Origin of the sequence: Pseudanabaena mucicola FACHB-723 (assembly GCF_014696385.1) — a bacterium.
Taxonomy (GTDB): Bacteria; Cyanobacteriota; Cyanobacteriia; order Pseudanabaenales; family Pseudanabaenaceae; genus Pseudanabaena.
Map to the genome: position 1 here is coordinate 1 of NZ_JACJQB010000004.1, position 25,773 is coordinate 25,773.

The window sequence follows — 25,773 nt, forward strand, 5'->3', positions numbered from 1 at the left end:
ACCTGACTCTCGCCATTGCTTGTAGTGCCAATACACTGTGGAGTATGGGGGTAAATCCTTGGGTAAGTCTGCCCAATTACATCCTTGCTTCAGTTGGTAAAGTATGCCATCTAATATTTGACGTTTTATCCATTTTGGTGGGCAAGTTTTCTTTTTTCTCGGCAACAGAGGTTCAATAATCTCCCACTCTTTATCGCTTAGGCTACTGCTATATCCCATGTTTGATCCCTTTCATTACTCTTCCTAAGATACCAAATGGGTTCTATAGAGGTTAAGAGTTAACTTTGAAAGTTATCAAAACTAAGTTTGTGGAGTGCGATTAGATAGGCGATCGCAAAGGAATCGATACCAATTTGCCGCAATATCCACATCTGTAAATCTAATACTGGGCATCTCGCCCGTCTTGAGTACCAATTCCAGAGAGATTTTCTTAGCATTTAAGGGAAATTCAGCATCTTTCTCGTCAAAAAACTTACTGTCAATCCGAAACCTGATTCTGGCAATATCCTGAAAACTAACCGTTTGAATATCGCGGGGATCTTTGCGTGTCGGTTTGCCCCATGTTAGGAGGTCATCCTTTTGCCCTAACACTGCATAAATATCGTACTTGTGACGTTCAAATTGCTCAGCCCAGCGTTTATAGGACTCAATCTTTTGATACTCATTCCAGCCTGACCACGCTAGCCAAAAGAAGGCAATTAATAGGGGCAGCCATAATAATCCACGTTCCATATATAAAAAGTTCAGTAAAAAACAGTTACGTCAATTTTATTGCCAATTCGCATTGCAAATATAAATGCAAATATAAACAAAGAGAGTAATCGCATAAGTGCGATTACTCTCTTTAATTTTTGACGAGTATGGAGGGACTCGAACCCCCGACCCTCAGAACCGGAATCTGATGCTCTATCCAACTGAGCTACATACCCTTATAGGTTGACATCATACCATAGCCTAAGGCTAAGAATTAAGTACCTATCGCGATTTCTAACCAATGTCATAAACCCAATCCTTTCCGATTTCTTTACTTTTTGTTGAGATAATTGATAAAGAGCGCTAAACAAGTCGATCACCATAAGTAAACTTAAAACCTCAGATCATTTGTGAGAAGCGTAATCTATGGCAGGACTCTATAAGTAAAAAATGTCTCATTACAATCAACTATCTGAGCGCGATTTAATTGATACCAAAATTCATGGGGATCGCTGGGCAGCATTTTGGGGCGAGTTATTTGGTAATAGTGGACATTTCTTGATTCTCAAAAGCATGTCTGACATCACCTTGCACGGTATGGGTAATTATTTAACCGATGCAACAGAATATCTATTGATAGGGGTGATGCTATTGCAGTCTTGGTACTTGTCACGTCAATCAGCTAACCGCTTCTTTGGAAATTTGATCGGCGTTTGTTGTTATACGATCATTGACTTACAACTGGAGGGAGCATCATTTTTTTCCTCACCCAGTCATATTACCTTCTGGACTTTTTCTTTACTTATTGCTAGCTTGCAAGGAATGCGTGATCACTGGCATAAGTCGTTAACTAATTGGATATTGCCATTAGAGAGTATTATCCGAAGTCTGATGGTAGTTGCTTTCTATGCGGTCACTAGCTTGAAACTCGGTGAAACAGTGGTCACATGGAATCAGATCAGCGAGTTTGCCAACAAGACTACACATCTATATCTGATCCTCAGTTTGACATTTATCGGCTCATTGTTAGGATTTCTGAGTTTACAAACTGCTCAACAACGCGACCAATTACAGAAAATAGCTCAGACTTTAAGGAATTTAGCAGAATGGGGAATGGGGACTCATGTGGTAAATACTGCTGTAAGTAATCCGAAAGCTCTCAATTTTCAAAGATGCGATCGCACGATTTTATTTATGGATATTCGGAAGTTTACGAATTGGTGCGAACAAACCGACCCCAATCTGGTAGCTACTGTCCTTAATGACTATTATGGCGAAGTCGAGCCTATCGCTGCTGCATATCAACCACTGAGAATTAGCTTTACGGCTGACGAGATTATGGCTATTTATGAATCTCCTGCACAGGGTTTATCTGCTGCCAGAGCAATGCAAGAATCTGCCCAAAAAGTGCTTGCACCATATGCTTTAGGTGTGGGCTGTGCTATTCATAGTGGTTCAGTGATTGAGGGGTTATTTGGTAGTCAAGATGTTCGTACCTATACAGCCATCGGCGATGTGGTAAATACAGCCAAGCGATTAGAAGGTACAACTCCTGCGGGGGCAATCACAATATCTGAGCCAGTATACGTAGCTATTACTAATTCAGACCTTGCTTTGCAAGTCCATGATGCTATTGCTTGTGAGCCAGTATTGGTTAAAGGAAAACAGGATGCGATCGCAATTTGGCGAATTTTCGTCGGAAACCAAAGCTCCTAAAATTATTAGGAGTTAAAAGAAAATCTCCTAACCGCCAGTAAACTTCCTAACACGCCGATGATTGATCCAAAAATGCCAAGAACCATTGGCAGCAAAAATTGTACCCGCAGATCTGTTGTCAACCCTAGGGTCAGTGACTTGATTAATTCTGGCTGATTCACAATCGCATCGCCGAGTAAATTTAAACTGAGCATCAACATGACATAGGCAGTCGCCGCCCCAGTAATGCCAAAAAATATGCCCTGTAATACAAAGGGGAAATAGATCCAGACGGCTGTTGCTCCCACCAATTGCATCACTTCAATCTCGCGTCGTCTTGCCAACACAATTAAACGGATTGTCGTTGTAATAACTGCGATCGCAATTACGGTAAAAATTGCCACGATTGCCACACTGCTATTACTCAAAGCCTGACGCAGTTGACCAATGCGTTCGACTACCTCATTTGTATACCAAACTTCATTAATCCCCTTCAATCCTGCAATTCTCTTGGCAACATCAGGGACACGATCGCTAGTCACAGCGCGCACCTTAAATTCATCAACCAATGGATTACCACCGAGTTGCTGAGTTGCTTGACTCAGATCAGTTGCCCCTAAATCTTTGATCAAATTTTCCCACGCATCTTCCTTAGCAATTAACTTTGCCGAAGCAACGCCATCAACCAATAGCAATCGGGACTGCATCGACTCCCCAACCGTATTTTCATCCAAATAGACAGAAATTTCTAACTGACTGCCAAGTTGCCCCAATACATTTTCTAATTGCCAAGAGAGCTGTAAACTTGCGCCGAATAAAAACAACAAGACCGCCACGGTGCTAATTGCAGCCCAGTTCATCCAGCCACCACGTCGCAAGCCTAAAAAAGTCTCACGCAGTAGGTAGTCAATCTTAGTAAAGAAGCGAACGACGTTTTGTACCATTTTTGTGATTCACAATTTATTTTGATTATTTTGACTGTGCTATTGAAAATGCGCTATTTAAAGTGAGATTTTTTGTTCGCTCAATAATTACACGATATAGCCGTTTTGCAAATGCAATACAGGATGATTGGCAGCCCTGACCAATTGTTCATCGTGGGTAGTCAGCAAAATTGTTACCCCAAACGAGTTCAACTTTTTCAAGATTTTAATAACTTGCCAAGCATTGTCTGGATCGAGATTACCCGTCGGCTCATCGGCTAGGACTAGTGGTGGCGTATTAACGATCGCCCGCGCAATACTTGTTCGTTGCTGTTCTCCACCTGACAATTCTTCAGGAAAGCAATTCGCTTTGTGTACTAGACCCACCATTTTCAGAGCAGGTTGGACTCGGCGCTGGATTTCTTTATAGGTATAGCCCTGAGCCATCAGCACAAACGCCACATTTTCCGAAACAGTGCGGCGCGGCACAAGTTTGTAATCTTGAAAGACAATGCCAATTTTGCGGCGCAGCATGGCAAGATTATTTCCCCGTAAGCTATTCAGGTTAAATCCATTCACAATGACATCGCCATCGGTTGCTTGCTCAGCTCCATACAGCAACTTTAACAGCGTAGACTTGCCTGAGCCCGAATGACCTGTAATAAATTTAAAGTCCCCCTTATACAGTTCGAGGTTCACGTCACGCAAACCAACTGCACCATTAGCATAGGTCTTACGAACGTTCTCCAACTTGACAATTACTGACTTTTGATTGTTGGCGCTATTTTGGTCAGATTCTTCAGAATGTTTATTGTTGGGTTGCGGATTAATTTTAGTTGGCAGTTTTAGCATGGGCGAGCGCTTTAAATATTCTAAAAAATTCTAAAAAATTCTGAGCATAGCGAGACAGTAGTCAACCTTTGCACTTGAGATTATACAGACTACGTCAAGGGCTTAATTCTCAGCAGGGAGTCAGCAAGGATAGAGACACAAACTTTTGTCAAAACTGATTCTTAAATGCAAAATTGCTGCTAAATTAAATGCGATCGCATCTAAGTTTGGAAACCGCTATATGATAAATTATTGCGGGCTTGATTACCTGACAAGTTTCTAACCGATGCGAGTTCTGACTGGGTTCTGCTCAAACTGAAACATACTTGCTACTGTTCGCTTACCATGCAACTAGCAAGTCAGTTCTTTGGTTAATGATGATTGCTAAAGAAACTAGCTAATCAAACTAAACGTCTATCCACCCAAAAATGAGGGATTATCAGCAGTGGCAGCTCACAAAATACTAGTGATTGATGATAGTCGCGTAATCCGCAACATGGTTCGCGATATGCTTCCGCCGTCTAACTTCGAGGTGCTAGAAGCCGCCGATGGCATCAAAGGATTAGAGATGATCCAGCAGGAAAAGCCTTGGATGATCATGCTAGATTTTTTATTGCCTCGGATGAGTGGGTTTGAGGTATATGAAGCTTTGCAACAAAGTGATGAGCTAAGCCGTATCCCCCTAGTTTTGATGTCTGGTCGCAAGGAAGAAGTTACTAGTAAAATTCCTGAACCCTTTGAAGATAAATATTTAGTATTTGTAGAAAAGCCCTTTGAGCAGAAGGAACTGATCACCGCAATTAAGCGAGCAATGGTCTTAGTCCAGAAGCGTCCGCCGATATCAGTGATTAATAAAGTTGCGGCTCCAGTTGCCACGGTTGGCGATGCTGCCGATAGCGCTCTTGTCCAACGTATTGAGGCTCTGGAAGCTAAGCAAGTTTTATTAGAGAAACAAATTGCATCTCAACAGAAGCAATTCCAACAACTTGTTGACTTTATCAAGAAAAAACTCAAGTAATCTTAATTACTCAGTAACCAAGAGATCTACTGCAATTGGTTACTAAAGTGTCTAGTCGTGGACAGAACCATCGGGCATAATTGCGCCACTTAATTTGGTTCGTTCAAGCTTAGCCAAGCTAAGGTCAGCTTTGAGTAGGTTGGCATTTTTGAGGTTAGCCTGACTCAAATCCGCTCTGGTCAAGATTGCCCCACGCAGGTCGGCTTTTTCCAGATTAGCTTTACTCAAATCTGCCCAACCTAAATCAGCGCCACGTAAATCGGCTCCAGTCAAGTCAACGTGGGTTAAAATTGATTCGCTCAAATCAATGCCGTGTAAAGAAATACCACGCAGGTCGATGTCATGGAGATGGGTTTGTTCAAAGTTGCGATCACCCTTGGCATAGCGATCAACTAATTCTGCTTTGGTTAGGGCGGCATGGGAAGGGAATGTCATAGGTTAAGCCTCGCTAAGCCTAGAAGCGCTGAAATCGGCTTTATCATCATAACAAAGAGTCGATGCGTCAAGAAATGAGGCAACAAGGTATAATTTGATTTTTTGTAATGACAGACTGGTTACAACGTACAGAGCTATTGATTGGCTCAGATAGTCTCAATAAGCTTAAGCAAGCAAATGTCTTAGTTGTGGGCATGGGCGGAGTTGGTAGTTTTGCGGCTGAGTTCCTATGTCGTGCAGGAATTGGCAAAATGACGATTGTCGATGGTGATCGCGTCGATCCTTCTAATAAAAATCGCCAGATTGTAGCTCTAGACAGCACTGTTAATCTTCATAAGGCAGATGTGATGGCGGCAAGAATGTCTGACATTAATCCCGATATCCAGTTGACCGTTATCAAAGAATTTTTGACTCCTGATCTGATGATGGAGTTAGTTACCACTAAATTTGACTGGGTGCTAGATTGCATCGACAGCCTCCAGCCAAAGCTTTATTTCCTTGGTGCTGCTGCCACCAATGGCGTAAAAGTTGCCAGCAGTATGGGGGCTGGTGGTCGAGTTGATCCCCAGAAAATTAGAATTGCGCCTATTTTTGAAACTGATTGTTGTCGATTTGCTTACAAGATTCGCAAAGGGCTGCGGCGCAAAGGTTTTGCGAATGCGAATATTATTGCTGTCTATTCTGAGGAGTTAGTTAATCGTGATTCTTTGCATCTAACCGATGGTAGTAATTTTAAGCGCTCATACTACGGCACGATTTCCTATTTACCCGCATTATTTGGCTTAAATTTGGCAAGTATTGTCATTCGCGATCTAATTGAATAGCCTAATTAAACTTAGCCCCACTGGGATATCGGAAAAAGCTGTATTCGCTAAGTATATATACTTGCGATCGCAATAAAGCAAATGTAAATCCTGATACTCCTGTAAACCTTTGCAACTTTTTCCCCAGTCTCTTGGTTTTACTAAATATAGTAAGGATAACTAACCCATCGATCGCGTTGTGATCGCCTTGCTTTAATCCAAATTTCGGCATCTTCCATTTAGAAGGAAGACAAAGCCTTTCAAAAACTTAAAAAAATAGGGTATTAGCCCAAGAGGAGAGCAAAGTATGGCTCTAGAGCCTTGCACGGAAATTCCCAACCAAATCAACACCGATCTACCTGTTCTAAAGGAGCGGGGACAAAGAGAAGTGTTTTGTGGCTTGACAGGTATTGTCTGGCTACATCGCAAAATGCAGGATGCTTTTTTCCTTGTCGTCGGTTCTCGTACCTGTGCTCATTTAATTCAGTCTGCGGCTGGCGTGATGATTTTTGCAGAGCCAAGATTTGGCACAGCTATTCTCGGTGAACGAGATTTAGCTGGACTGGCGGATGCCAATGAAGAACTTGATCGCGTTGTCGATCAGTTGCTAGAGCGCCGCCCCGATATTGGCACATTATTTCTAGTGGGATCATGTCCCTCTGAGGTAATTAAGCTCGATCTTGCCAAGGCTTCGGAACGGCTCAATCAGCGATTCTTTCCTAAGGTGAGAATTCTCAATTATTCGGGCAGTGGTATCGAAACGACATTTACCCAAGGCGAAGATGCTTGTCTAGGTTCAATGGTTCCCGTACTGCCCCGCAGTGAAGATGAGCCTAACCTAATGGTGGTCGGCAGTCTCGCGGATGTGGTGGAAGACCAATTCCAAAGACTATTCGACAAGATGGGTATTCCCGTTAGCTTTTTCCCGCCTCGTCGTGCGGCAAATTTGCCGTCCATTGGTAAGGGGACAAAGTTACTGTTAGCGCAGCCATTTCTCAGCGATACAGTGCGATCGCTAATTGCGCGTGGTGCAACTTTGTTACCATCGCCCTATCCCTTTGGCATCGAAGGAACAACGGCATGGTTGAAGACAGCCGCCGATGCTTGGAATGTTGAGCGAGATCGTTTTGAAGATGCGATCGCGCCAGCCGTCAATCGCGCCAAAATTTCGTTAGAGCGCTATCGTCAAACTTTGACAGGACGTAAAGCCTTTCTATTTCCTGACTCACAATTGGAGATTCCTTTGGCACGTTTCTTATCTAGAGAATGCGGCATGGAATTAGTCGAAGTCGGTACTCCTTATATTGATCGCATGTTGATGGACAGCGAAATCAACCTTTTGCCAGTCGGTACGGCGATTTCTGAGGGGCAAGATGTGGAAAAGCAACTCGATCGTTGTCGTGAAGCTAGACCTGATATCACAGTTTGTGGTCTGGGCTTGGCTAATCCCCTTGAGGCTGAAGGCATGGCGACCAAATGGTCAATTGAATTAGTATTTTCGCCAATTCACGGTTACGACCAAGCCGCCGATTTAGCAGAATTGTTTGCCCGTCCTCTTGAGAGACGTAGAAGACTGACCGTGTAAGAGTAATTAGCTGTTAGCAATTAGCGATTAGCCTTTTAAAAGCTAACGGCTAATTGCTAATCGCTAACAGCCCATTAAAAGCTGACAGCCCAAAACTAACAACTAAACTACCAATTACCCAATTTATGGAACTAACCCTCTGGACTTATGAAGGGCCTCCCCATGTGGGAGCGATGCGAATTGCGACTGGTATGGAAGGGGTACATTATGTACTGCATGCACCACAGGGCGATACTTACGCTGATTTGCTATTTACGATGATCGAAAGGCGCGATCGCCGTCCCCCTGTGACCTACACCACATTCCAAGCTCGCGATCTTGGGGGTGACACTGCGGAGATGGTGAAGACCTCGGTACGCGATGCTTACGAAAGATTTAAGCCTCAAGTAATGCTAGTTGGTGAAAGCTGCACTGCGGAATTAATTCAGGATCAACCAGGTTCTCTTGCTAAAGGTATGGGCTTACCGATCCCCATCGTTAGTTTGGAATTGCCCGCCTATTCCAAAAAGGAAAATTGGGGTGCAAGCGAAACTCTCTATCATTTGGTGCGGACTTTACTGCTGCCCGTTGTGCCGCCACCCAATACCCCTCGCCCTCAGCGCGATCCCCAGATTCGTCCGAAGGCAAACATCATTGGTCCCACGGCACTGGGATTCCGTTGTCGTGATGATATTCGCGAAGTGATTAAGTTACTAGGGGAAATCGGCGTAGATGTAAACGTGGTCGCCCCGATGGGCGCAACACCTGCGGACTTGATGCGAATTCCTGATGCGGATTTTAATATTTGCCTCTATCCTGAAATTGCGCTCACTACCTGTACTTGGCTACAACGCAGTTTTGCCCAACCAATTATTAAGACTGTGCCGATTGGGGTTGGTGCAACTCGTGACTTTATTGCCGAAATTGGTAAGGTTGCAGATATTGATGTAAGCCAAGCTTTATTGCGATCGCAATCTGACACTCTCGGCAACTGGGATGTTTCGCGCCTATCCTCAGCCGCAAACCCCAATGCTTCCCGTCTTCCTTGGTATTCGCGATCGGTTGACTCCACTTACCTCACAGGTAAGCGCGTGTTTATCTTTGGTGATGCCACCCATGCCCTCGCGGCAGCCCGAATTGCTACAGAAGAACTAGGCTTTACCCTTGTGGGCATTGGCACATATAGCCGTGAATTTGCGCGGGAAGTGAGGGAAGTTGCCAAAAAACATGGACTTGAAGCCGTGATTAGTGATGATTACTTAGCCGTAGAAGCAAAAGTTGCTGAAGCTGCTCCAGAACTAGTGCTTGGCACTCAGATGGAGCGCCATATTGCTAAACGCTTGGGTATTCCTTGCGCGGTAATTTCTGCACCGATCCATGTGCAAGATGTGCCTGCCCGTTACTCACCACAAATGGGTTGGGAAGGCGCGAATGTGATTTTTGATAGCTGGGTACATCCTTTGATGATGGGGCTAGAGGAACATTTGATTGGCATGTTCAAGGAAGACTTTGAGTTTGCTGAAGGTCATATGAGCCATCTGCATACTGCGCCAGCCCATGCTCCAACTCAAGAATTACGAGCGTCTGAGTCTGTAATTGCCTCAACAGGCGGTTCTAGTCAAGCTGTTCTCACCCCTTTAGCCCAAGAGGTTGAAGGTATTACTTGGAGTGCTGACGGTGAAGCGGAATTAAAGAAGATTCCCTTCTTTGTCCGTGGCAAAATCAAACGCAACACAGAGAAATTTGCGATCGATCGTGGCATTGCCTCGATTACTTCAGAAACTCTCTACGAAGCAAAAGCAGCGATTGGTCAGTAATTGCCCTTACCCCCCAGCCTCCTCTCCCATCGGGAGAAGAGGAGCAAGAGTTTAATATTTTCTTTCTAGTTTCCCTCTCCTGCGGGAGAAGGGCTGGGGGTGAGGGGCTTAAAAATTTATTCATAATATAAGGAGTTTATTTTGGCAGTTTTAACAGCGCATCCACCATCGATTACTAAATGTGAAGATGGAGAAGGTAGTGTTCAGGTTCATCAAGATCCTGGCATGGTCATTGAAGGAGCTTTGGTGATTGCTGTCTACGGTAAAGGCGGTATTGGTAAATCTACCACTTCCTCAAATCTATCGGCAGCATTCTCTCACCTTGGTAAGCGTGTCCTCCAAATTGGTTGTGATCCTAAGCATGACAGCACTTTTACGCTCACGAAAAGAATGGTTCCCACCGTCATCGACATTCTCGAAACCGTTGACTTTCATTCTGAAGAACTGAAGACGGAAGACTTCATGTTTGAAGGCTATAACGGTGTGATGTGTATTGAGGCAGGAGGCCCCCCCGCAGGTACGGGTTGTGGCGGCTATGTTACAGGGCAAACTGTGAAGCTACTCAAAGAGCATCATTTACTCGAAGATACCGATGTGGTTATTTTCGATGTGTTGGGCGACGTGGTTTGTGGTGGTTTTGCAGCTCCCTTGCAACATGCCCATTACTGTCTGATTGTGACTGCTAATGACTTTGACTCGATCTTTGCGATGAATCGCATTGTGGCGGCAATTCAATCTAAAGCCAAAAACTATAAGGTGCGTCTGGGTGGCATTATTGCTAACCGTAGCGAAGGAACTGATCAGATTGACAAGTTTAATGACCGTGTTGGTTTGAAAACCCTTGCCCATTTCCGCACCGTTGATGCGATTCGCCGCAGTCGTTTGAAAAAATGTACGGTATTTGAGATGGATCCCGATCCTGAAGTCTTGGAAGTGCAGCAAGAATATCTGAAGCTAGCCAAGGGAATGTTGGAAAATGCTGAACCTTTATACGCTCAGCCCCTCAAGGATCGTGACATTTTTGATCTACTTGGTTTTGACTAAACCTTGAAATAAATAAAAAGTGCCGCGCTCTGCGCGGCACTTTTTATTTGGAACTTTTTATTTGGAAAGATAAGAACACCAATCGCTCCAACTGCCTGCATAGAGTTTGCAGTTTTTAATACCAGATCGATGCAGGGACAACAGGTTGACACAGGCAGTTACCCCTGAGCCACAGTAAACAATTACTTCTTGGGCTTTGCTGACCTCGCGCCAGCGATCGCCATGATCAATTACGAAACCTTGTTCATTCGTCATTTCTTGCCAAGGATAATTAACCGCTCCCTCAATATGCCCTGCAATGGGATCAATTGGTTCGCGCTCACCACGATAGCGATCGCCTTCTCGCGAATCAATCAAGACTACTTCTGGCAAGTCTTTGCGAAGTTTGACTGTTTCAATATCAACTACCCATGCAGTCTGTAGTTGGGGCATAAATTCACCAATTGTTGCGGTAGGTATTTCGGCACTAGTGGGGTAATTGTTGGCTTGCCAACCCGCAAAGCCTCCATCTAAAACTGCCACTTGCTCGTGTCCCATATACCTCAAGAGCCACCATAGCCTAGAAGCAAAGGCAAATCTTGAATCATCGTAGGTGACTACCATCGTTTGCTGAGAATTGATGCCCATATGGGCAAGTTTCGTCGCTAATTGTGGAAAATCTGGTAAGGGATGCCGTCCACCATGGCGTTGGACAGGGCTAGATAAATCTAGATTGAGATCGAGATAGTGAGCGCCTTGAATGTGATTTTTGTGATATTGTTCGCGCCCCAAAGTTGGATGCATCAGTGAAAACCGACAATCGATAATCACAAGCTGGGGATCGTGGAGATGGTCATTGAGCCACTCGGCAGAGACAACTGGGGGGAAATCCATAGTTTTTTAAAATTTAATATTGATGGGGGATAAGGCGCTTTGCGCCATGCAGCAAGTAGTTGGTTTAGTTTTCAGGCTTGAGATCACGCTCCATTAATCCTTCAACCGCTTGTTGTAATGTAATTTCACCCTTGAGCAGTCTATGGACATAGCGAGACACGGGCACATAAATTTTTTCCCGATCGCAAATTCCCACCAATACACTCGCCGTGTTCACACCCTCGGCCGTACCGTGAATATTTGCGATCGCAGTTTCCAGACTTTGCCCCTGTGCAATCGCATAGCCCACTTGATAATTGCGGCTAAGATTGCTATTGCAAGTTGCTAATAAATCCCCCAATCCAGATAAACCCCAAAATGTTTCTGGTTGCGCCCCAAAGTAAACACCAACGCGGATGATTTCAATGAGGGATCGTGTAATTAATGCTGATTTAGCATTTGTACCCAAATTTAGTCCGTCACAAGCGCCAACTGCGATCGCAATTACATTCTTGAGCGTCCCGCCTAATTCTACGCCCACAGGATCGGAATTGGTATAGACCCGAAAATTACGAGAAGCAAAAATATGTTGAATCAACTGGGCAGCATTCTCATCTTTACTAGCAACTACTGTCGCCGCAGGTTTGCCTGCCATAATTTCTTCCGATAGATTTGGTCCCGACAAAACCACAAGCGGATGATCGGGGATCAGCGATTGCCAGATTTGGGATGGAGTTTGACCTGTTATAGTCTCTAAGCCCTTAGTTGCACTAACTAATACAGCATGAGGCAAAAGCTTTACCGTTTGTAATGTCTCGGCAATTACCCTGACCCCTTTCATTGAGACTGCGGAGATAATCGCATCGCTATCAGCTACAGCTTCGGCTAAAGAATAAGGACTTTGCCTTGACCATACTTGTAAATGATGTTGATTAGTTTTGACCAGACTAGTTAGGGCTGATCCCCATGCCCCAGATCCAATAATTGTTACCTTTTTTAAGTCTGATCTCATATTTTGCATAACTAATGTGATAAACGAATCTGCAGTCGGGACGAGGCTCTAGCGCCCGTTTCTTGGTCAATGTAACAACGATCAACCCAAGACCAGAAGCCAGACTCCACAACCAAGACGGTGATATAATAGCTTGCAAAAGCTTCTCAAATTCTAAAACTCTTGCTGGATATATATTGATTGTCTTTAATAACCAATATCACATCAAGAGCTTGGGTTTATGTGAAGTATTTTCGCTCATTTCTTGACAAAGGCTAGCAACAATGATCGAAATGAAGGTGGCTGGAATTGCTATTGATGCGGTCAGCCGTAATCCTATCGTCTTACTGCGAGATACTTTAGAACGGAGGGCTTTGCCGATTTGGATCGGTGAGGCTGAGGCAAAGGCAATCGTGGGTGGTTTAGATGGCAGACCATCGGAGCGACCGATGACCCATGATTTGCTGCTTAATTTTTTTGATGCTTGGGGACTTACGGTCGAGCGCATTGTGGTACATGCACTCAAAAACAGCACTTTTTTCGCCGTGATCACAGTTTCGCAGGGGGATGTCAAAAAAGAAATTGACGCGAGACCTAGTGATGCAATTGCGATCGCAGTTCGTGCTAAATGTCCTATTTGGGTAATGGAAGAGGTAATTCTGGAGGCTTCAATTCCTGTTGATCAGGATGCCGATGAAGCTGAAAGGAGGGCTTTTCGAGAATTTTTGGCAAAACTTACCCCTGAGGAACTAGTTAAAAATAGTGGCATTGAAAGCAACTAACTAAACAAAAAAGGGTGCAACGCACCCCTTTTTTGTTTAGTTAGTTGGCATGACTAAACCTCTGAGTCGGGGATTATTTGCAACAAAACCACTGTCCTGATTTGCCCCCAATCCAAATATTTTTTCGGTTACTTCTCCTTCTTTACCAAGTAACTGAATTGCTTGCTTGTTATAGCTCAACCCTACAGCCGAGGCATTCCCTGCCCGAATGGAAATTTGGCGATCCCCAGACCATGCTAACTTTTTGCCTTCATTGAGGACACCTTCAAATTCAGTCTTTCCATCGACCGTAATTCTCAGCCATGATTCGCCGCGCATCACAATTCCCACATTAACTGGCTTATTACCCACAAATTCAAATTCACCATTAGTCCCGATGAAGCTGGTGGGTGTATTGGTGCTGTTGATTAAATTGCCCAATGTATTACTGAGGTTCGGATTGATTGGTTGAGAATTGTTGGTAGCTGTGGGTACAGAATTTGCAGCAATAGTGCTAACCGTAGCGCTAACTGTTTGATTCGTCGCTGCGGCGGGTGGTGTATTAGTGACAATGGTGGGAACTGCAACGGATACAGAACCTGTCGAATCCTTTCTTAAAACCCCTAAACCACCAACCTTGGGTAATAACACATCTTTGAGGGCAATAGGGATCGGCGCTGCTGCTTTGGTGAGCTTTGCCGCATCACCAAAATTAGTTTGACTGTCATTGATGCGATTGGCATCAGGAGCATTCATAAATGTTGCTAATAAACCGACAGCACCTGCGATGACTCCAACATAGAGAGCATACAAATGGAGCGGTCTCAATTCGGCGGCGGCACTCCCCGCCCATTTCTGCTCGGCAATGACAGGATTTAGAGGGAATTCTGCGGAGAGGTCGCCTAATCCTAGAGCATCTCCATATTTGCGGATAAATCCGCGTACGTATACAGGTTCAGGCAATGATTCTATTTCCCCGTTTTCAATTGCCCGTAAATAGCGTTCAGATATTAATGTCATTGCGGTCAGGTGCGGAATTGAAAGATCTTTCTCTTCCCGAATTTTCTTGAAGCGTGCTCCAATTTCTGCTAATTTCTCTGCTTGCTTCGAGGTTGTAATATTCACAATACTCACAGACATGTATGAAGAGATGGACGTGAAAACTAGTCTAACCAGAATTGACTATAGCTGGGACTGGATCGCTAATAGTGTTTGTTAGAGAGTTTTTGTGTGGCAGTAATCTGGTGTAGTCATATTACTTTGACTATAGCAATATAACATTTTGCAAAGATTTTATTGCAAGCGCTAAACAAGCCCTAAATTTTACGCATGTGAATTATGCATCGGGATTAATCTCTGTCGCGGTTGTGGGCTGGATATAGTTGAGTTATTTCGCGATCGCATAATGGACGATATGTCCCTGATTTGAGATCGCCTAGAGGAATTGAGGCGATCGCCAGACGATGCAGTGACAATACAGGGTGACCAAGCTGTTCTGCCATGCGGCGAATTTGGCGATTGCGCCCCTCCGACAAAATAATTTCTAATTGTGTGCGTGGCTGGGAACGAGATTGATCCACCTGTAAAATATTGACCGTGGCAGGGAGTGTCATCTTGCCATCGAGGATGATCCCTGAGCGCCATTGATGGAGAATATTGGGACTAGGAATGTTTCTTACCCATACTGAATAGGTTTTCGTAACATGATGTCTGGGGTGCATCAGATAGTTGGCAAATTCGCCATCGTTGGTCAAAATCAATGCGCCACTACTGTTATAGTCCAGTCGCCCCACTGGATACAAATGTTGATAAGCGGATGGCAAAACATCTAAAACTGTGGTTCTGCCTTGGGGGTCATCACAGGTACTCACAACACCTACGGGCTTGTTGATTAATAGATATACAAATTCTGGCGCTTGCATGTGCAGCAGTTTGCCATCAACCTCAATGCGATCGCAATTAGGATCTGCTTTTGTTCCTAATTCCGTAACAATGATCCCATTGATCTTGACGCGCCCTGCTTGGATGATTTGTTCAGCTCCGCGCCTTGAGGCAATGCCATGTCTCGACAGGATTTTTTGAATGCGATCGCTCATTGTGCTAATTAGAAAAATTTTCAGAAGGGACTTTAGAGGATATTGAATTGGACTTACTGCAAGCAACTATGCATTTACCGCATTGAATTATTGCAATTATTAAATAAAGTTTAAAAATATGTATTTTCTTATACGAATTGGGATCGAAACGTTAAGTAGTGTGAACTACATACAAGGTCGTAACAACGCTTAAAAACGACGAATTTGAGATTTCGCTGATTTAGCGATGGTCAAACTCCGAGATTTGCAGCATGAGCCAAGGATAAAACACATGGCAAACAAAATCGAAGCCCTCAAGGCTGAAAAAGATGGTCTAGCAGTGAAGGCGGAAATAGCTCGCTTTGCTGAAATTGGTTGGGAAGCAATCGATGATGACGATCTGCAACACCGCTTGAAGTGGTTAGGCGTATTCTTTCGCAAAAGTACCCCCGGACGCTTTATGGTGCGGATGCGAATTCCCAATGGCATCCTTAATAGTGACCAGATGCGTGTGCTGGCATCGGTAGTCGAAAAATGCGGCGAACAACATGGTGTTGCGGATATTACCACTCGCCAAAATATCCAAATCCGCAGTTTTCCGATCGAAGATGTTCCCGAAATGTTCGAGAAGTTCCGCTCTGTAGGGCTAACTAGCGTGCAGTCTGCGATGGATAATATCCGTAATATTACGGGTTCTCCTGTGGCGGGTATTGATGCCAATGAACTATATGACACCCGCGAATTAGCAATTCAGGTACAGAACTTACTTACCAATAACGGTGAAGGAAATCCTGCTTTTACGAATCTGCCGCGTAAATTTAATATTGCGATCGCAGGTTGCCGCGACAACTCCACCCATGCCGAAATTAATGACTTAGCTTTTGTTCCTGCCTTTAAGGAAGAATCAAAAGAAACCTTCGGATTTAATGTACTCGTTGGTGGTTTCTTCTCAGCAAAGCGGATTGCGGCAGCGATTCCTCTCAATGTTTGGGTTCCTCCTGAAGATGTGGTTGCCCTCTGCGAAGCCCTATTAATCGTATTCCGTGACAATGGCTTGCGCGAAAAACGTGACAAATCACGCCTAATGTTTTTAATTGACGAATGGGGAATTGACAAATTCCGTGATGAAGTAGAGAAGCAAATCGGTAAGCCCCTTGCGATTGCTGCCGCTAAAGATGAAATTGAATGGGAGAAGCGGGATCACATTGGTGTTCACAAACAAAAGCAAGCAGGCTTGAATTACGTCGGACTACAGATTCCTGTTGGCCGGATGTATGCCGATGACATGTACGAATTTGCGCGTCTTGCGGACATCTACGGTAATGGCGATCTTCGCCTAACCGTGGAACAGAATATTCTGATTACTAATGTTCCTGATGATCTAGTTCCTATTTTACTAAAGGAGCCGCTACTTCAGAAATTCCCCGCCGAGCCTGACAACCTCATGCGTGGTTTGGTTTCCTGTACAGGAAATCAATTCTGCCCAGTTGCGATCGTGGAAACAAAAAACCGTTCCCTCGCACTGACCAAGCAACTTGCCGAAGATTATCATGTCCCCCAAGTTGTTCGCATCCATTGGAGCGGTTGCCCCAACTCCTGCGCTCAGCCACAGGTTGCCGATATCGGCTTCACTGGCTGTAAGGCGCGTAAAGATGGCAAGGTTGTCGATGGTGTGGACATATACATGGGCGGCACTGTCGGCAAAGATGCCCATCTCGGCACTTGCGTAATGGAAAAAGTTCCTTGCGAAGATTTGCGAGAAGTGGTTGGCAAATTGCTTGTCGATCGCTTCGGTGCAGTTCCCAAACAGAATGGGACAACGATCACTAACTCAGCCGAATTAGTTTCCGTTGGCTAATCCATCTCTTTCTAGCGCTCTGCTAGAGAAAATCAAACATTTAAAAATTCAAAACCAATCAAGAAATCAGGAAATCAAACATGGGTATGTTCTCTCGCCGTAAATTTTTAACCACTGCTGGACTCTCAACCGTCGGCGCGATAGCTCTTAATGCTTGTACTAGCAGCGAAACCCCTACAGCTACAACTACAACAACCGCAAGTCCCGCCACAACTACGGCTGCCCCAGTCAATGCTGCTGATGCTCCTGAAGTTACTAAAGCCAAGCTAGGATTTATCGCTCTTACCGATGCTTCGCCGCTAATCATTGCCCAAGAAAAAGGCTACTTTGCAAAATACGGCATGACCGAGGTCGAAGTTCTCAAACAAGCTTCTTGGGGAACGACTCGCGATAATATCGTGCTTGGTTCCGATGCAGGTGGTATTGATGGCGCTCACATTCTGACACCGATGCCTTACCTGATTTCTGAAGGCAAAATTACTAACGGCAAAAAATTGCCTATGTACATTTTGGCAAGGTTGAATACAAATGGACAGGGGATCTCGGTTGCTAATAATTTTAAAGATGCCAAGATTGCACTTAAGAGTGATGCACTTAAAGAATCCTTTGCCAATCTGAAGTCGGCTGGTAAGGAACTAAAATGTGCTGTCACATTCCCCGGCGGAACTCACGATTTATGGATGCGTTACTGGCTATCCGCGAATGGCGTTGATCCTGACAAAGATGTTGCCACAATCGTGGTTCCACCAGCACAGATGGTTGCCAATATGAAGGCTGGCAATATGCAAGCCTTCTGTGTCGGTGAACCTTGGAATGCACGCCTAGTTGCCCAAGACTCTGGTTATACCGCCCTGATTACAGGTGAACTTTGGAAAGATCATCCTGAAAAAGCGTTCTCTCTCCGTGCTGACTGGGTAGATAAGAATCCTAAAGCAGCGATGGCTCTTCTCAAGGCTGTTCTCGAAGCTCAAGTATGGTGCGAAGATCCAGCTAACAAAGAAGAAATGTGTAAAATCGTTGGTGCTGACAAATGGCTAAAAGTACCTGCTGCCGAGATTTTGGGTAGACAACAAGGCAAGGTTGATTATGGTGATGGACGTACTTTGGACAACCTAGATTTGTCAATGAAGTTCTGGAAAGATAATGCTTCTTATCCTTTCAAGAGTCATGACCTTTGGTTTGTTACTGAAGATATCCGTTGGGGCTATTTTGATGCTAGCACCGACTCTAAGGCTTTAGTGGACAAGGTAAACCGTGAAGACATGTGGAAAGAAGCTGCCAAGGCGATCGGCAAGGAAGCCGACATTCCTGCCAGCACTTCGCGAGGTGTAGAAACCTTCTTTGATGGTGTCAAGTTTGACCCTGAAAATCCTAAAGCTTATTTGGAAGGATTGAAGATCAAGAAGGTTTAGAAGTTGATTTCTATGCAAGGGGCTTTAGCCCCTTGCCATCATTGCAAATATTCATCTTTAGCGTTTTAGGAGATACCAAAATGGCGGCAGGGAGCTTAAGTTCCAAATTCTCTCCGAATAAAATTGGAGAATGGTTTCAGAAGCAGGCAAAGTTTATTATTCCGCCTGCGATCGCATTAATATTTTTGCTAGGCATCTGGCAAATTCTTTGTTCTGGAGCAAAGCCACCTTTGCCACCACCAACTAAGGTTTGGCAAGAGACGCAGGAATACATTTGGCATCCATTTTTCGATCGCAATTCCTTTGATGTAAATACTCAAGAAAAAGTTGATAGCCCTGCGCGTCAAGCCCTCAAGGACAAGCTGACCATTGAGCAAGGTTTGGGTGTCAAAACCATGACTAGCCTCCGTCGTGTAGCAATTGGCTATACAGCTTCGGCAGTGATTGGCATTGCCTTTGGGATTGCGATCGGTACAAATGCTTTTCTATACCGCGCCTTTGACCCAATCTTCCAAGTTTTACGCACAATTCCTCCCCTTGCATGGCTACCAATTGCCATGTCTGCATTTCAAGGTGTTAATGAGTCTTTGAAATCAGTGGGACTCGATGTTACCGAAGCTGCCGCGCTATTCGTGATCTTTGTAACTTCGATTTGGCCAATCCTGATGAATACAGCCGTTGGTGTACAGCAAGTTCCACAAGACTATCGCAACGTGTCGCGGGTCTTGCGCCTCAGCAAAATTGACTACTTCATCACAATTTTAATGCCCTCAGCCGCGCCTTACATTTTCACAGGTTTACGCATTGCTGTTGGTCTGTCATGGTTGGCGATCGTGGCAGCAGAAATGCTGACAGGTGGTGTGGGGATTGGCTTCTTTATTTGGGATAGCTACAACAGCCAAAAGAGTAGTGAACTGATTCTGGCGCTATTTTATATTGGTGTCGTTGGATTCTTGCTAGACAAATTGATCTATTACATCAGCAAATTTACTGTGCAGTCTGATGCTTAGATTTGTGCTAAAAGCTACGGGCAGTTGGCTCTTAGCTTTTAGCCATCCCATGACCATTACATTCATCCCTTGATCAAAAAAGCCTCCAGTTATCTGTTAGCTAAAAGCCACAAATCTTTTCAACCATCAAATCTATGCAGACCCTTGACCTGACAGAAAATCAACAGCCAAGAAATCAAGATCCATTTTTGGTAGTTGATAACGTTTCTAAAGTCTATCCCACACCTAGAGGCCCCTACACTGTCCTCCAAGATGTGAACTTGACCGTGTATGAAGGCGAGTTTATCTGTGTGATTGGGCATTCTGGCTGTGGTAAATCGACGTTGCTGAATATGGTGGCGGGCTTTAACCGCCCGACCACGGGTGAAATTTGTTTGCGTTCTAAGCCGATTGTTCGTCCCGGTCCTGATCGGATGGTGGTGTTTCAAAACTATTCTCTATTACCTTGGATGACTGCCTTTGAGAATGTGTATCTTGCTGTTAAGCAGGTGTATACCGACAAATCTAAGGAAGAGAAAATCAAAATTGCAAAGCATAGTTTAGAGCTAGTCGGCTTGACGGAAGCGATGCACAAAAAGCCCAAACAATTATCAGGTGGGATGCGCCAGAGGGTCTCGATTGCCCGCGCATTGTCAATTCGTCCTGAAGTATTGATTCTTGATGAGCCTTTTGGGGCGTTGGATGTGATGACCCGTGAAGAACTTCAGGAAGAACTATTAGCAATCTGGCGAGAAAACAAGGTGACAGCGCTAATGATTACCCATGAAATTGATGAGGCGCTTTTCCTTGCCGATCGCATTGTAATGATGAGTAATGGCCCTGCTGCCCATGTTGCCGAAATCATAGATGTTCCCTTTGCCCGTCCTCGCAATCGTCAAGCGATCGCTGATGATCCTCGCTACTACAGTTTGCGTAACTACATTCTCGAATTCTTGTATAACCGCTTTGCATTAGCTGATGAGGCGGATTAGCGGTTAGCTATTGGCTTGCATAAATCACCCAACCACAAATCACCCAATCACCATGTCTAAATTTCTAGAAATCGATCACGTTACTCGTACCTTTAAAACCAACAATGGACAGCCCTATGTGGCGGTCAAAGATGTTTATTTTGAGATGAAGGAAGGTGAATTTGTCTCGATTATTGGACATTCTGGCTGTGGTAAATCAACGGTGCTAAATATTTTGTCGGGACTCGATAAGGCTAGTGCTGGCGGTATTGTGTTGGAAGGTCGGGAAGTTAGTGAGCCAGGGCCAGATCGGATGTTGGTGTTCCAAAACCATTCGCTGTTGCCTTGGTTAACTGTTCGTCAAAATATTGGTTTGGCGGTGAATCGCGTGTTGAGAGGTCAGTCTAAAGCTGAACGCGATCGCATTATTCAAGAGCATATCGATTTAGTGGGCTTAAGTCATGCTGCGGATAAGTACCCTAGAGAAATTTCGGGCGGGATGAAGCAAAGAGTAGGAATTGCGCGGGCGCTGTCGATTAAGCCCAAAATCCTATTATTAGATGAACCCTTTGGGGCATTGGATGCCTTAACGAGAGGTCGTTTGCAAGAAAAGTTAATGCACATTTGCGATGAAAGCAAAATTTCCGCAGTCATGATTACCCATGATGTTGATGAGGCATTGTTGCTTAGCGATCGCATTATTATGATGACCAATGGCCCTGAAGCGAAAATTGGTCAAGTCCTCAATGTCGATCTGCCTCATCCGCGTAAGCGCCTCGAAGCTGTCAATCATCCCAATTACTACCGCCTACGCAGTGAAGTCGTGAACTTCTTGGATCGTCAGAAACAGATCAAGCTCGAAAAAGCCAAACTCAAGAGCAAGGCAGCGATCAGTATGGGCAAAATTGAGAAAACCAATCTCACCATTGGTTATATTCCCCTCACTGACTGTGCGCCTTTTGCGATCGCAAAGGAAAAAGGACTATTTGCCAAATATGGTCTTGATGTCACCCTTTCTAAAGAAAATAACTGGAATGATCTTGCCGACGGTATTCGCGAAGGTCGTCTTGATGCCGCCCAAATGGTTACAGGAATGCCCTTAGCGATCACTCTTGGCATGGGTAATAAAATTCCTGTACCTATCGTAACTTCGCTGACACTGAGCCGCAATGGTAATGCGATTACCCTCAGTAACAAACTACGAGAAGAAGGGGTACATGATCTTGCGACCCTAAAAACCTATATCAATAGTTTTGAAGACTATTACAACCCAGCCCTAGGCATGGTGCATCATGCTTCGATGCATAACTTACTTCTGCGTCACTGGCTTGCGAGTGGGGGCATCCAGCCCGATAAGGATGTGGATGTCATTGTGATTCCACCACCACAGATGGTTTCTAACCTGATGGCAAACAATATCATCGGTTACTGTGTGGGTGAACCTTGGAATGTAAGAGCCGTCAATAATAACGTTGGATTTGTTGTGGCAACTGACCTTGATATTTGGCGCGGACATCCTGAGAAAGTATTAGGAGTTCGTAAAGATTGGGCAGAGCAACACCCTAATACCCACTTGGCGATCGTGAAAGCTTTATTAGAAGCTGCCCAATTCTGCGAACCATTGGAAAATCGCGATGAAGTTGTCTTGACTCTATCGCAACCACAATATCTAAATCTCGATCCTGTTTACATCCGCCCTGGGTTTGCGGGTCCCTATCGTGTCAGTACGATGGAAGCCAAATATTACAAGGATTTCTGTCAGTTTGGCGTAGCGAATATGCCATCACGATCAGAGCATCTCTGGGTATTGGCGCAAATGGCGCGTTGGGGATTGGTGAATTTCCCTGAAAACCATGCGGAAGTGATTTACAACCTACTAGCAACCGATGTCTATCAACAAGCAGCGAGAGAATTAGATCTACCCGTTGCCGATGAAGATAAAGCGCCGATTGTATTAGCCGATGGTTCTATCTTCGATCCTGCTGATCCGATCGCAGCTTTACGTGCCATGCCCTATTCTCAATTTACAGAGCCAGTTTATTTTGATACTATTAAGGGCTTTGCAAATAAAAAGATGGCGGTACGCCAATAGCTCTCAAGGCTGCTCTATTAATATGTCTACTAATATTCCTACTCACCATTCCGCATCGCAAACCGTCAAAACCCTTTGTCCCTATTGTGGTGTGGGTTGTGGATTGGAAATTGTGGAGACAACTAAAGAACCCACTGCTAAATTTCCCGATCGCTTTAAAGTCAGAGGCGATCGCAGCCATCCCTCTAGTCAGGGTATGGTTTGTGTTAAGGGAGCGACTATTGCTGAGTCGATTCAAAAGGATCGACTACTACATCCAATGATCCGCGATCGCCTTGATCAAGAATTTCGTCAAGTCAGTTGGGATGAAGCCCTTGACACAATCACAACCAAAATCCAGCAAGCCATCTATAACAAAGGCGCAGATTCTCTCTGCATGTATGGTTCAGGACAGTTCCAAACCGAGGACTATTACACGGCTCAGAAGTTATTCAAGGGCTGTTTGGGAACGAATAACTTTGATGCTAATTCGCGGCTCTGTATGTCTTCGGCTGTGTCTGGCTATGTCAAAAGCTTTGGTGCGGATGGCCCCCCCTGTTGCTACGAAGATCTCGATCTTACTGATTGTCTCTTTGCGATCGGCACAAATACCGCCGAATGTCATCCAATTATTTTCAATCGCTTTCGTCGCCATCACAAAAAGAATCCTCATGTCAAGCTGATTGTTGTTGATCCACGCCGCACCCAAACTGCGGAAGCGGCTGATTTACATTTAGCGATTCAACCGGGAACGGATATTGATTTATTAAATGGTATCGCTCATTTATTGTTGAAGTGGGAAAAATGCGATCGCAAATTTATTGAGAACCACACCACAGGCTTTGCTGAATTTGAGCAAATTACCCAACTTTATACCCCTGAATTCGTAGCGCGACGTTGTGCGATCAAGATTGAAGACTTAGAACTAGCCGCCAAATATTGGGCAGAATCGCAACGGGTTCTTTCCATTTGGTCAATGGGTGTAAATCAATCCATTCAAGGCACTGCAAAAGTACAATCGATTATTAATCTGCATTTACTCACCGCTCAAATTGGTAAAGCAGGATCTGGCCCCTTCTCTTTAACAGGACAACCAAATGCCATGGGAGGAAGAGAAGCAGGCGGCTTAGCACATTTACTGCCAGGATATCGGTTTGTGGCAAATCCCGAACATCGCGCTGAATTAGAGAGCTTTTGGGGACTTCCCTCTGGACAAATTTCGCCACAGGTCGGACGGACTGCATGGGATATAATTCGGGGTCTAGAAGCTGGAGAAGTGGACTTTCTCTGGATTGCCGCCACCAATCCTGCCGTTAGTTTTCCTGATTTGGTCAGAACCAAAGCGGCTCTATTACGATCGCCATTCACAGTTTACCAAGACGCATACTATCCCACGGAAACCTCTGCCTTTGCCCATGTGCTTCTACCCGCAACCCAATGGAGTGAAAAAACTGGCACAATGACCAATTCGGAACGCTGTGTTACTCTCTGCCAGTCATTCCAAACTCCCCTTGGTGAAGCTCGTGCCGATTGGGAAATTTTTGCGGAAGTCGGTCGCCGATTAGGATTTGCTGCCCAGTTCCCATTTAAAAATTCTGCGGATGTCTATGCTGAATTTGCAAAAGTTACTCGCGGTCGCCCCTGTGATGTTACAGGGATTAGCCATACCAAACTGACAGAATTAGGCGTAATTCAATGGCCGAACCCTGATACACAAACGAATTTAGACCAAGTTCGCAATAAGCGGCTATATACTGACTTTCAGTTCCATACTAGCGATCGCAAAGCAAGATTTGGAGCTTATCATTCCAAAGGGGTTTTTGAAGATCCTGACGAACAGTATCCTTTCATTCTCACCACTGGCAGACTATATGGGCATTGGCACACCCAGACCCGCACAGGTCGTATTGATAAAATTAGGCAGATGCATCCTCATCCCTTTATCGAAATCCATCCCCAAGATGCAGCGAAGTTATCAATCAATAACGGCGATCTGGTAGAAGTGAAATCTCGTCGAGGTACTTCACATTTTCCTGCCATGCTTACAAATGCGATCGCAAAAGGGGTTGTCTTTGTGCCGATGCATTGGGGCAGTCTCTGGGCAGACAATGCTGAAGCCAACGCCCTCACACATGCCGAATCCTGTCCTGACTCCAAGCAACCAGAGTTAAAAGCCTGTGCCGTATCGCTTAGTATCGTTAAGGCTAATCAGCATCAGCCATAAATAGGCGCATTGCCATAATTGCGAATAAAGCGGCAGCGATCGCCTTCAATAGCTTAGTTGGCAAAAATACAGAAATACTGTCTCCTAGAAATACGCCCACAGCGCTTGCCAATAGTAATGCCGCCGCAGAACCGAGAAATACAAATCTTGGTGCTGCGGAACTGCCGCTTAAACTCATTGTTGCCAATTGACTTTTATCACCTAATTCCGACAGAAAAATTGTGCCAAAGCTTAGAAACAGTAATTGCCAGTCCATTTTTAATTCCCTCTTAAATAAATCCATTACAGCGCAAAGCGCTGAATTAAAAACCTCTTAAAAGCGCCACTTCGCCGCACTTTTAAAATATTTATGCGATCGCATCCCACAATAGGCTGATGGATAAAATCAGAAAACTCAAGCCAGCCAAAGTGTTAAGCAAATTTGGCGAAAATGTTTTCGCTAACCACTTACCCGCAAGAACACCTAACAAGCTAGTCGATACTAAAGCGATTGCTGCACCTGCAAATACAATCCAAGGCTGATGGGACTGCGCCGCAATCACGAGTGTGGTTAGTTGGGTCTTGTCACCAAGCTCAGCGATAAACACGGTAATAAAAGTCGCACTCACAATCTGCCAATGCTCAGCAGTAGATGGTAACTTTGATTGTGACTTATCAGGAAGTGACTCTTGCAATTGTGATTCAGTCTCTACAGGCATCATTTACAGGCATTATTCAAGCTTTCATAATCATTTCATTTTAACATT

General features: G+C 44.7%; 25 protein-coding genes and 1 tRNA gene. 13 read left to right on the forward strand and 13 right to left on the reverse strand.

Features of this window, described 5'->3' with window-relative positions:
- The 3 genes from H6F41_RS19325 to H6F41_RS03575 all read right to left on the reverse strand — a co-directional run.
- A partial coding sequence (locus tag H6F41_RS19325) for a transposase (RefSeq protein ID WP_190402114.1) occupies positions 1-219 on the reverse strand: 219 nt, incomplete at its 3' end.
- 81 nt (positions 220-300) lie between these two features.
- Positions 301-732, reverse strand: a complete 432-nt coding sequence (locus H6F41_RS03570) for a hypothetical protein (protein WP_190402115.1) — start codon at positions 730-732, stop codon at positions 301-303.
- Between the two features lie 123 nt (positions 733-855).
- A tRNA-Arg gene (locus tag H6F41_RS03575) sits at positions 856-929 on the reverse strand.
- Between the two features lie 214 nt (positions 930-1,143).
- Between H6F41_RS03575 and H6F41_RS03580 the strand changes: the two genes are divergently transcribed.
- Positions 1,144-2,409, forward strand: a complete 1,266-nt coding sequence (locus H6F41_RS03580; RefSeq protein WP_190402116.1) for an adenylate/guanylate cyclase domain-containing protein — start codon at positions 1,144-1,146, stop codon at positions 2,407-2,409.
- Positions 2,410-2,414: 5 nt separating this feature from the next.
- On the opposite strand, the gene H6F41_RS03585 is transcribed toward H6F41_RS03580, so the two are convergent.
- Together H6F41_RS03585 and ftsE are read right to left on the reverse strand one after the other, a co-directional pair.
- Complete coding sequence (locus H6F41_RS03585) at positions 2,415-3,332, reverse strand: cell division protein FtsX (protein ID WP_190402117.1); 918 nt, start codon at positions 3,330-3,332, stop codon at positions 2,415-2,417.
- 87 nt (positions 3,333-3,419) lie between these two features.
- Positions 3,420-4,163 (reverse strand): cell division ATP-binding protein FtsE, encoded by a 744-nt coding sequence (ftsE, locus tag H6F41_RS03590; RefSeq protein WP_190402118.1) that lies wholly within the window; start codon positions 4,161-4,163, stop codon positions 3,420-3,422.
- Positions 4,164-4,587: 424 nt separating this feature from the next.
- Here ftsE and H6F41_RS03595 point away from each other — a divergent pair, with 424 nt between their 5' ends.
- Positions 4,588-5,160 carry a response regulator gene (locus tag H6F41_RS03595; protein ID WP_190402119.1) on the forward strand — a complete coding sequence of 191 codons (573 nt, stop codon included), beginning with the start codon at positions 4,588-4,590 and terminating at the stop codon, positions 5,158-5,160.
- Positions 5,161-5,211: 51 nt separating this feature from the next.
- Here H6F41_RS03595 and H6F41_RS03600 read toward each other — a convergent pair whose 3' ends face one another.
- Positions 5,212-5,595 carry a pentapeptide repeat-containing protein gene (locus H6F41_RS03600; protein WP_190402120.1) on the reverse strand — a complete coding sequence of 128 codons (384 nt, stop codon included), beginning with the start codon at positions 5,593-5,595 and terminating at the stop codon, positions 5,212-5,214.
- Between the two features lie 107 nt (positions 5,596-5,702).
- Here H6F41_RS03600 and H6F41_RS03605 point away from each other — a divergent pair, with 107 nt between their 5' ends.
- Complete coding sequence (locus tag H6F41_RS03605; RefSeq protein ID WP_190402121.1) at positions 5,703-6,419, forward strand: tRNA threonylcarbamoyladenosine dehydratase; 717 nt, start codon at positions 5,703-5,705, stop codon at positions 6,417-6,419.
- 1 nt (position 6,420) lies between these two features.
- Here H6F41_RS03605 and H6F41_RS03610 read toward each other — a convergent pair whose 3' ends face one another.
- The gene (locus tag H6F41_RS03610; RefSeq protein WP_190402122.1) at positions 6,421-6,630 is read right to left on the reverse strand and encodes a hypothetical protein; all 210 of its coding nucleotides are present in this window, start codon (positions 6,628-6,630) and stop codon (positions 6,421-6,423) included.
- A gap of 75 nt (positions 6,631-6,705) precedes the next feature.
- Here H6F41_RS03610 and H6F41_RS03615 point away from each other — a divergent pair, with 75 nt between their 5' ends.
- The 3 genes from H6F41_RS03615 to bchL all read left to right on the forward strand — a co-directional run bounded on the left by H6F41_RS03615 (position 6,706) and on the right by bchL (position 10,823).
- Complete coding sequence (locus H6F41_RS03615; RefSeq protein ID WP_190402123.1) at positions 6,706-7,983, forward strand: ferredoxin:protochlorophyllide reductase (ATP-dependent) subunit N; 1,278 nt, start codon at positions 6,706-6,708, stop codon at positions 7,981-7,983.
- 125 nt (positions 7,984-8,108) lie between these two features.
- The gene (bchB, locus tag H6F41_RS03620) at positions 8,109-9,779 is read left to right on the forward strand and encodes a ferredoxin:protochlorophyllide reductase (ATP-dependent) subunit B (protein WP_190402124.1); all 1,671 of its coding nucleotides are present in this window, start codon (positions 8,109-8,111) and stop codon (positions 9,777-9,779) included.
- A 171-nt stretch (positions 9,780-9,950) separates the two neighbouring features.
- On the forward strand, positions 9,951-10,823 hold the full coding sequence (bchL, locus tag H6F41_RS03625; protein ID WP_190402235.1) for a ferredoxin:protochlorophyllide reductase (ATP-dependent) iron-sulfur ATP-binding protein: 873 nt from the start codon (positions 9,951-9,953) through the stop codon (positions 10,821-10,823).
- A gap of 57 nt (positions 10,824-10,880) precedes the next feature.
- Here the strand turns inward: bchL and H6F41_RS03630 are convergent, their stop codons facing one another.
- Positions 10,881-11,696 carry a sulfurtransferase gene (locus H6F41_RS03630; protein ID WP_190402125.1) on the reverse strand — a complete coding sequence of 272 codons (816 nt, stop codon included), beginning with the start codon at positions 11,694-11,696 and terminating at the stop codon, positions 10,881-10,883.
- 64 nt (positions 11,697-11,760) lie between these two features.
- Positions 11,761-12,687: an NAD(P)H-dependent glycerol-3-phosphate dehydrogenase gene (locus H6F41_RS03635; RefSeq protein ID WP_242022897.1), complete on the reverse strand. Its 927-nt coding sequence runs from the start codon at positions 12,685-12,687 to the stop codon at positions 11,761-11,763.
- Positions 12,688-12,950: 263 nt separating this feature from the next.
- Here H6F41_RS03635 and H6F41_RS03640 point away from each other — a divergent pair, with 263 nt between their 5' ends.
- The gene (locus tag H6F41_RS03640) at positions 12,951-13,448 is read left to right on the forward strand and encodes a bifunctional nuclease family protein (RefSeq protein WP_190402127.1); all 498 of its coding nucleotides are present in this window, start codon (positions 12,951-12,953) and stop codon (positions 13,446-13,448) included.
- Between the two features lie 36 nt (positions 13,449-13,484).
- Here H6F41_RS03640 and H6F41_RS03645 read toward each other — a convergent pair whose 3' ends face one another.
- A complete protein-coding gene (locus H6F41_RS03645; RefSeq protein ID WP_190402128.1) occupies positions 13,485-14,552 on the reverse strand; it encodes a helix-turn-helix domain-containing protein in 1,068 nt (355 codons plus the stop codon).
- 224 nt (positions 14,553-14,776) lie between these two features.
- Positions 14,777-15,523: a pseudouridine synthase gene (locus H6F41_RS03650; protein ID WP_190402129.1), complete on the reverse strand. Its 747-nt coding sequence runs from the start codon at positions 15,521-15,523 to the stop codon at positions 14,777-14,779.
- A gap of 271 nt (positions 15,524-15,794) precedes the next feature.
- On the opposite strand from H6F41_RS03650, the gene H6F41_RS03655 reads away from it, so the two are divergent.
- The 6 genes from H6F41_RS03655 to H6F41_RS03680 all read left to right on the forward strand — a co-directional run bounded on the left by H6F41_RS03655 (position 15,795) and on the right by H6F41_RS03680 (position 25,027).
- Entirely contained in the window at positions 15,795-17,360 is a 1,566-nt protein-coding gene (locus H6F41_RS03655; protein WP_190402130.1) for a ferredoxin--nitrite reductase, read from the forward strand.
- A gap of 80 nt (positions 17,361-17,440) precedes the next feature.
- Complete coding sequence (locus tag H6F41_RS03660; RefSeq protein WP_190402131.1) at positions 17,441-18,772, forward strand: CmpA/NrtA family ABC transporter substrate-binding protein; 1,332 nt, start codon at positions 17,441-17,443, stop codon at positions 18,770-18,772.
- A gap of 80 nt (positions 18,773-18,852) precedes the next feature.
- Positions 18,853-19,782 carry a nitrate ABC transporter permease gene (gene ntrB / locus H6F41_RS03665; RefSeq protein WP_190402132.1) on the forward strand — a complete coding sequence of 310 codons (930 nt, stop codon included), beginning with the start codon at positions 18,853-18,855 and terminating at the stop codon, positions 19,780-19,782.
- A 134-nt stretch (positions 19,783-19,916) separates the two neighbouring features.
- Positions 19,917-20,753 (forward strand): ABC transporter ATP-binding protein, encoded by an 837-nt coding sequence (locus H6F41_RS03670; RefSeq protein WP_190402133.1) that lies wholly within the window; start codon positions 19,917-19,919, stop codon positions 20,751-20,753.
- 52 nt (positions 20,754-20,805) lie between these two features.
- Positions 20,806-22,824 carry an ABC transporter ATP-binding/substrate-binding protein gene (locus H6F41_RS03675; protein ID WP_190402134.1) on the forward strand — a complete coding sequence of 673 codons (2,019 nt, stop codon included), beginning with the start codon at positions 20,806-20,808 and terminating at the stop codon, positions 22,822-22,824.
- Between the two features lie 22 nt (positions 22,825-22,846).
- On the forward strand, positions 22,847-25,027 hold the full coding sequence (locus H6F41_RS03680; RefSeq protein ID WP_190402135.1) for a molybdopterin oxidoreductase family protein: 2,181 nt from the start codon (positions 22,847-22,849) through the stop codon (positions 25,025-25,027).
- On the opposite strand, the gene H6F41_RS03685 is transcribed toward H6F41_RS03680, so the two are convergent.
- Complete coding sequence (locus H6F41_RS03685) at positions 25,008-25,283, reverse strand: TMEM165/GDT1 family protein (protein WP_190402136.1); 276 nt, start codon at positions 25,281-25,283, stop codon at positions 25,008-25,010. The two genes, H6F41_RS03680 and H6F41_RS03685, sit on opposite strands and share 20 nt — an antisense overlap.
- Before the next feature lie 91 nt (positions 25,284-25,374).
- Positions 25,375-25,728 carry a TMEM165/GDT1 family protein gene (locus tag H6F41_RS03690; protein WP_190402137.1) on the reverse strand — a complete coding sequence of 118 codons (354 nt, stop codon included), beginning with the start codon at positions 25,726-25,728 and terminating at the stop codon, positions 25,375-25,377.
- Positions 25,729-25,773: the final 45 nt, after the last annotated feature.

Excerpts from the sequence above, each read along its gene's own strand:
- H6F41_RS03650 (WP_190402129.1), bottom strand. The coding sequence starts at position 15,523 with ATGAGCGATCGCATTCAAAAAATCCTGTCGAGACATGGCATTGCCTCA.
- H6F41_RS03615 (WP_190402123.1), top strand. The coding sequence starts at position 6,706 with ATGGCTCTAGAGCCTTGCACGGAAATTCCCAACCAAATCAACACCGAT.
- H6F41_RS03610 (WP_190402122.1), bottom strand. The coding sequence starts at position 6,630 with ATGCCGAAATTTGGATTAAAGCAAGGCGATCACAACGCGATCGATGGG.
- H6F41_RS03580 (WP_190402116.1), top strand. The coding sequence starts at position 1,144 with ATGTCTCATTACAATCAACTATCTGAGCGCGATTTAATTGATACCAAA.
- H6F41_RS03660 (WP_190402131.1), top strand. The coding sequence starts at position 17,441 with ATGGGTATGTTCTCTCGCCGTAAATTTTTAACCACTGCTGGACTCTCA.
- H6F41_RS03670 (WP_190402133.1), top strand. The coding sequence starts at position 19,917 with ATGCAGACCCTTGACCTGACAGAAAATCAACAGCCAAGAAATCAAGAT.
- H6F41_RS03640 (WP_190402127.1), top strand. The coding sequence starts at position 12,951 with ATGATCGAAATGAAGGTGGCTGGAATTGCTATTGATGCGGTCAGCCGT.
- ftsE (WP_190402118.1), bottom strand. The coding sequence starts at position 4,163 with ATGCTAAAACTGCCAACTAAAATTAATCCGCAACCCAACAATAAACAT.
- H6F41_RS03680 (WP_190402135.1), top strand. The coding sequence starts at position 22,847 with ATGTCTACTAATATTCCTACTCACCATTCCGCATCGCAAACCGTCAAA.
- H6F41_RS03635 (WP_242022897.1), bottom strand. The coding sequence starts at position 12,687 with ATGAGATCAGACTTAAAAAAGGTAACAATTATTGGATCTGGGGCATGG.
- H6F41_RS03675 (WP_190402134.1), top strand. The coding sequence starts at position 20,806 with ATGTCTAAATTTCTAGAAATCGATCACGTTACTCGTACCTTTAAAACC.
- H6F41_RS03655 (WP_190402130.1), top strand. The coding sequence starts at position 15,795 with ATGGCAAACAAAATCGAAGCCCTCAAGGCTGAAAAAGATGGTCTAGCA.
- H6F41_RS03690 (WP_190402137.1), bottom strand. The coding sequence starts at position 25,728 with ATGATGCCTGTAGAGACTGAATCACAATTGCAAGAGTCACTTCCTGAT.
- H6F41_RS03585 (WP_190402117.1), bottom strand. The coding sequence starts at position 3,332 with ATGGTACAAAACGTCGTTCGCTTCTTTACTAAGATTGACTACCTACTG.
- H6F41_RS03570 (WP_190402115.1), bottom strand. The coding sequence starts at position 732 with ATGGAACGTGGATTATTATGGCTGCCCCTATTAATTGCCTTCTTTTGG.
- bchB (WP_190402124.1), top strand. The coding sequence starts at position 8,109 with ATGGAACTAACCCTCTGGACTTATGAAGGGCCTCCCCATGTGGGAGCG.
- ntrB (WP_190402132.1), top strand. The coding sequence starts at position 18,853 with ATGGCGGCAGGGAGCTTAAGTTCCAAATTCTCTCCGAATAAAATTGGA.
- H6F41_RS03605 (WP_190402121.1), top strand. The coding sequence starts at position 5,703 with ATGACAGACTGGTTACAACGTACAGAGCTATTGATTGGCTCAGATAGT.
- H6F41_RS03685 (WP_190402136.1), bottom strand. The coding sequence starts at position 25,283 with ATGGACTGGCAATTACTGTTTCTAAGCTTTGGCACAATTTTTCTGTCG.
- H6F41_RS03630 (WP_190402125.1), bottom strand. The coding sequence starts at position 11,696 with ATGGATTTCCCCCCAGTTGTCTCTGCCGAGTGGCTCAATGACCATCTC.
- H6F41_RS03600 (WP_190402120.1), bottom strand. The coding sequence starts at position 5,595 with ATGACATTCCCTTCCCATGCCGCCCTAACCAAAGCAGAATTAGTTGAT.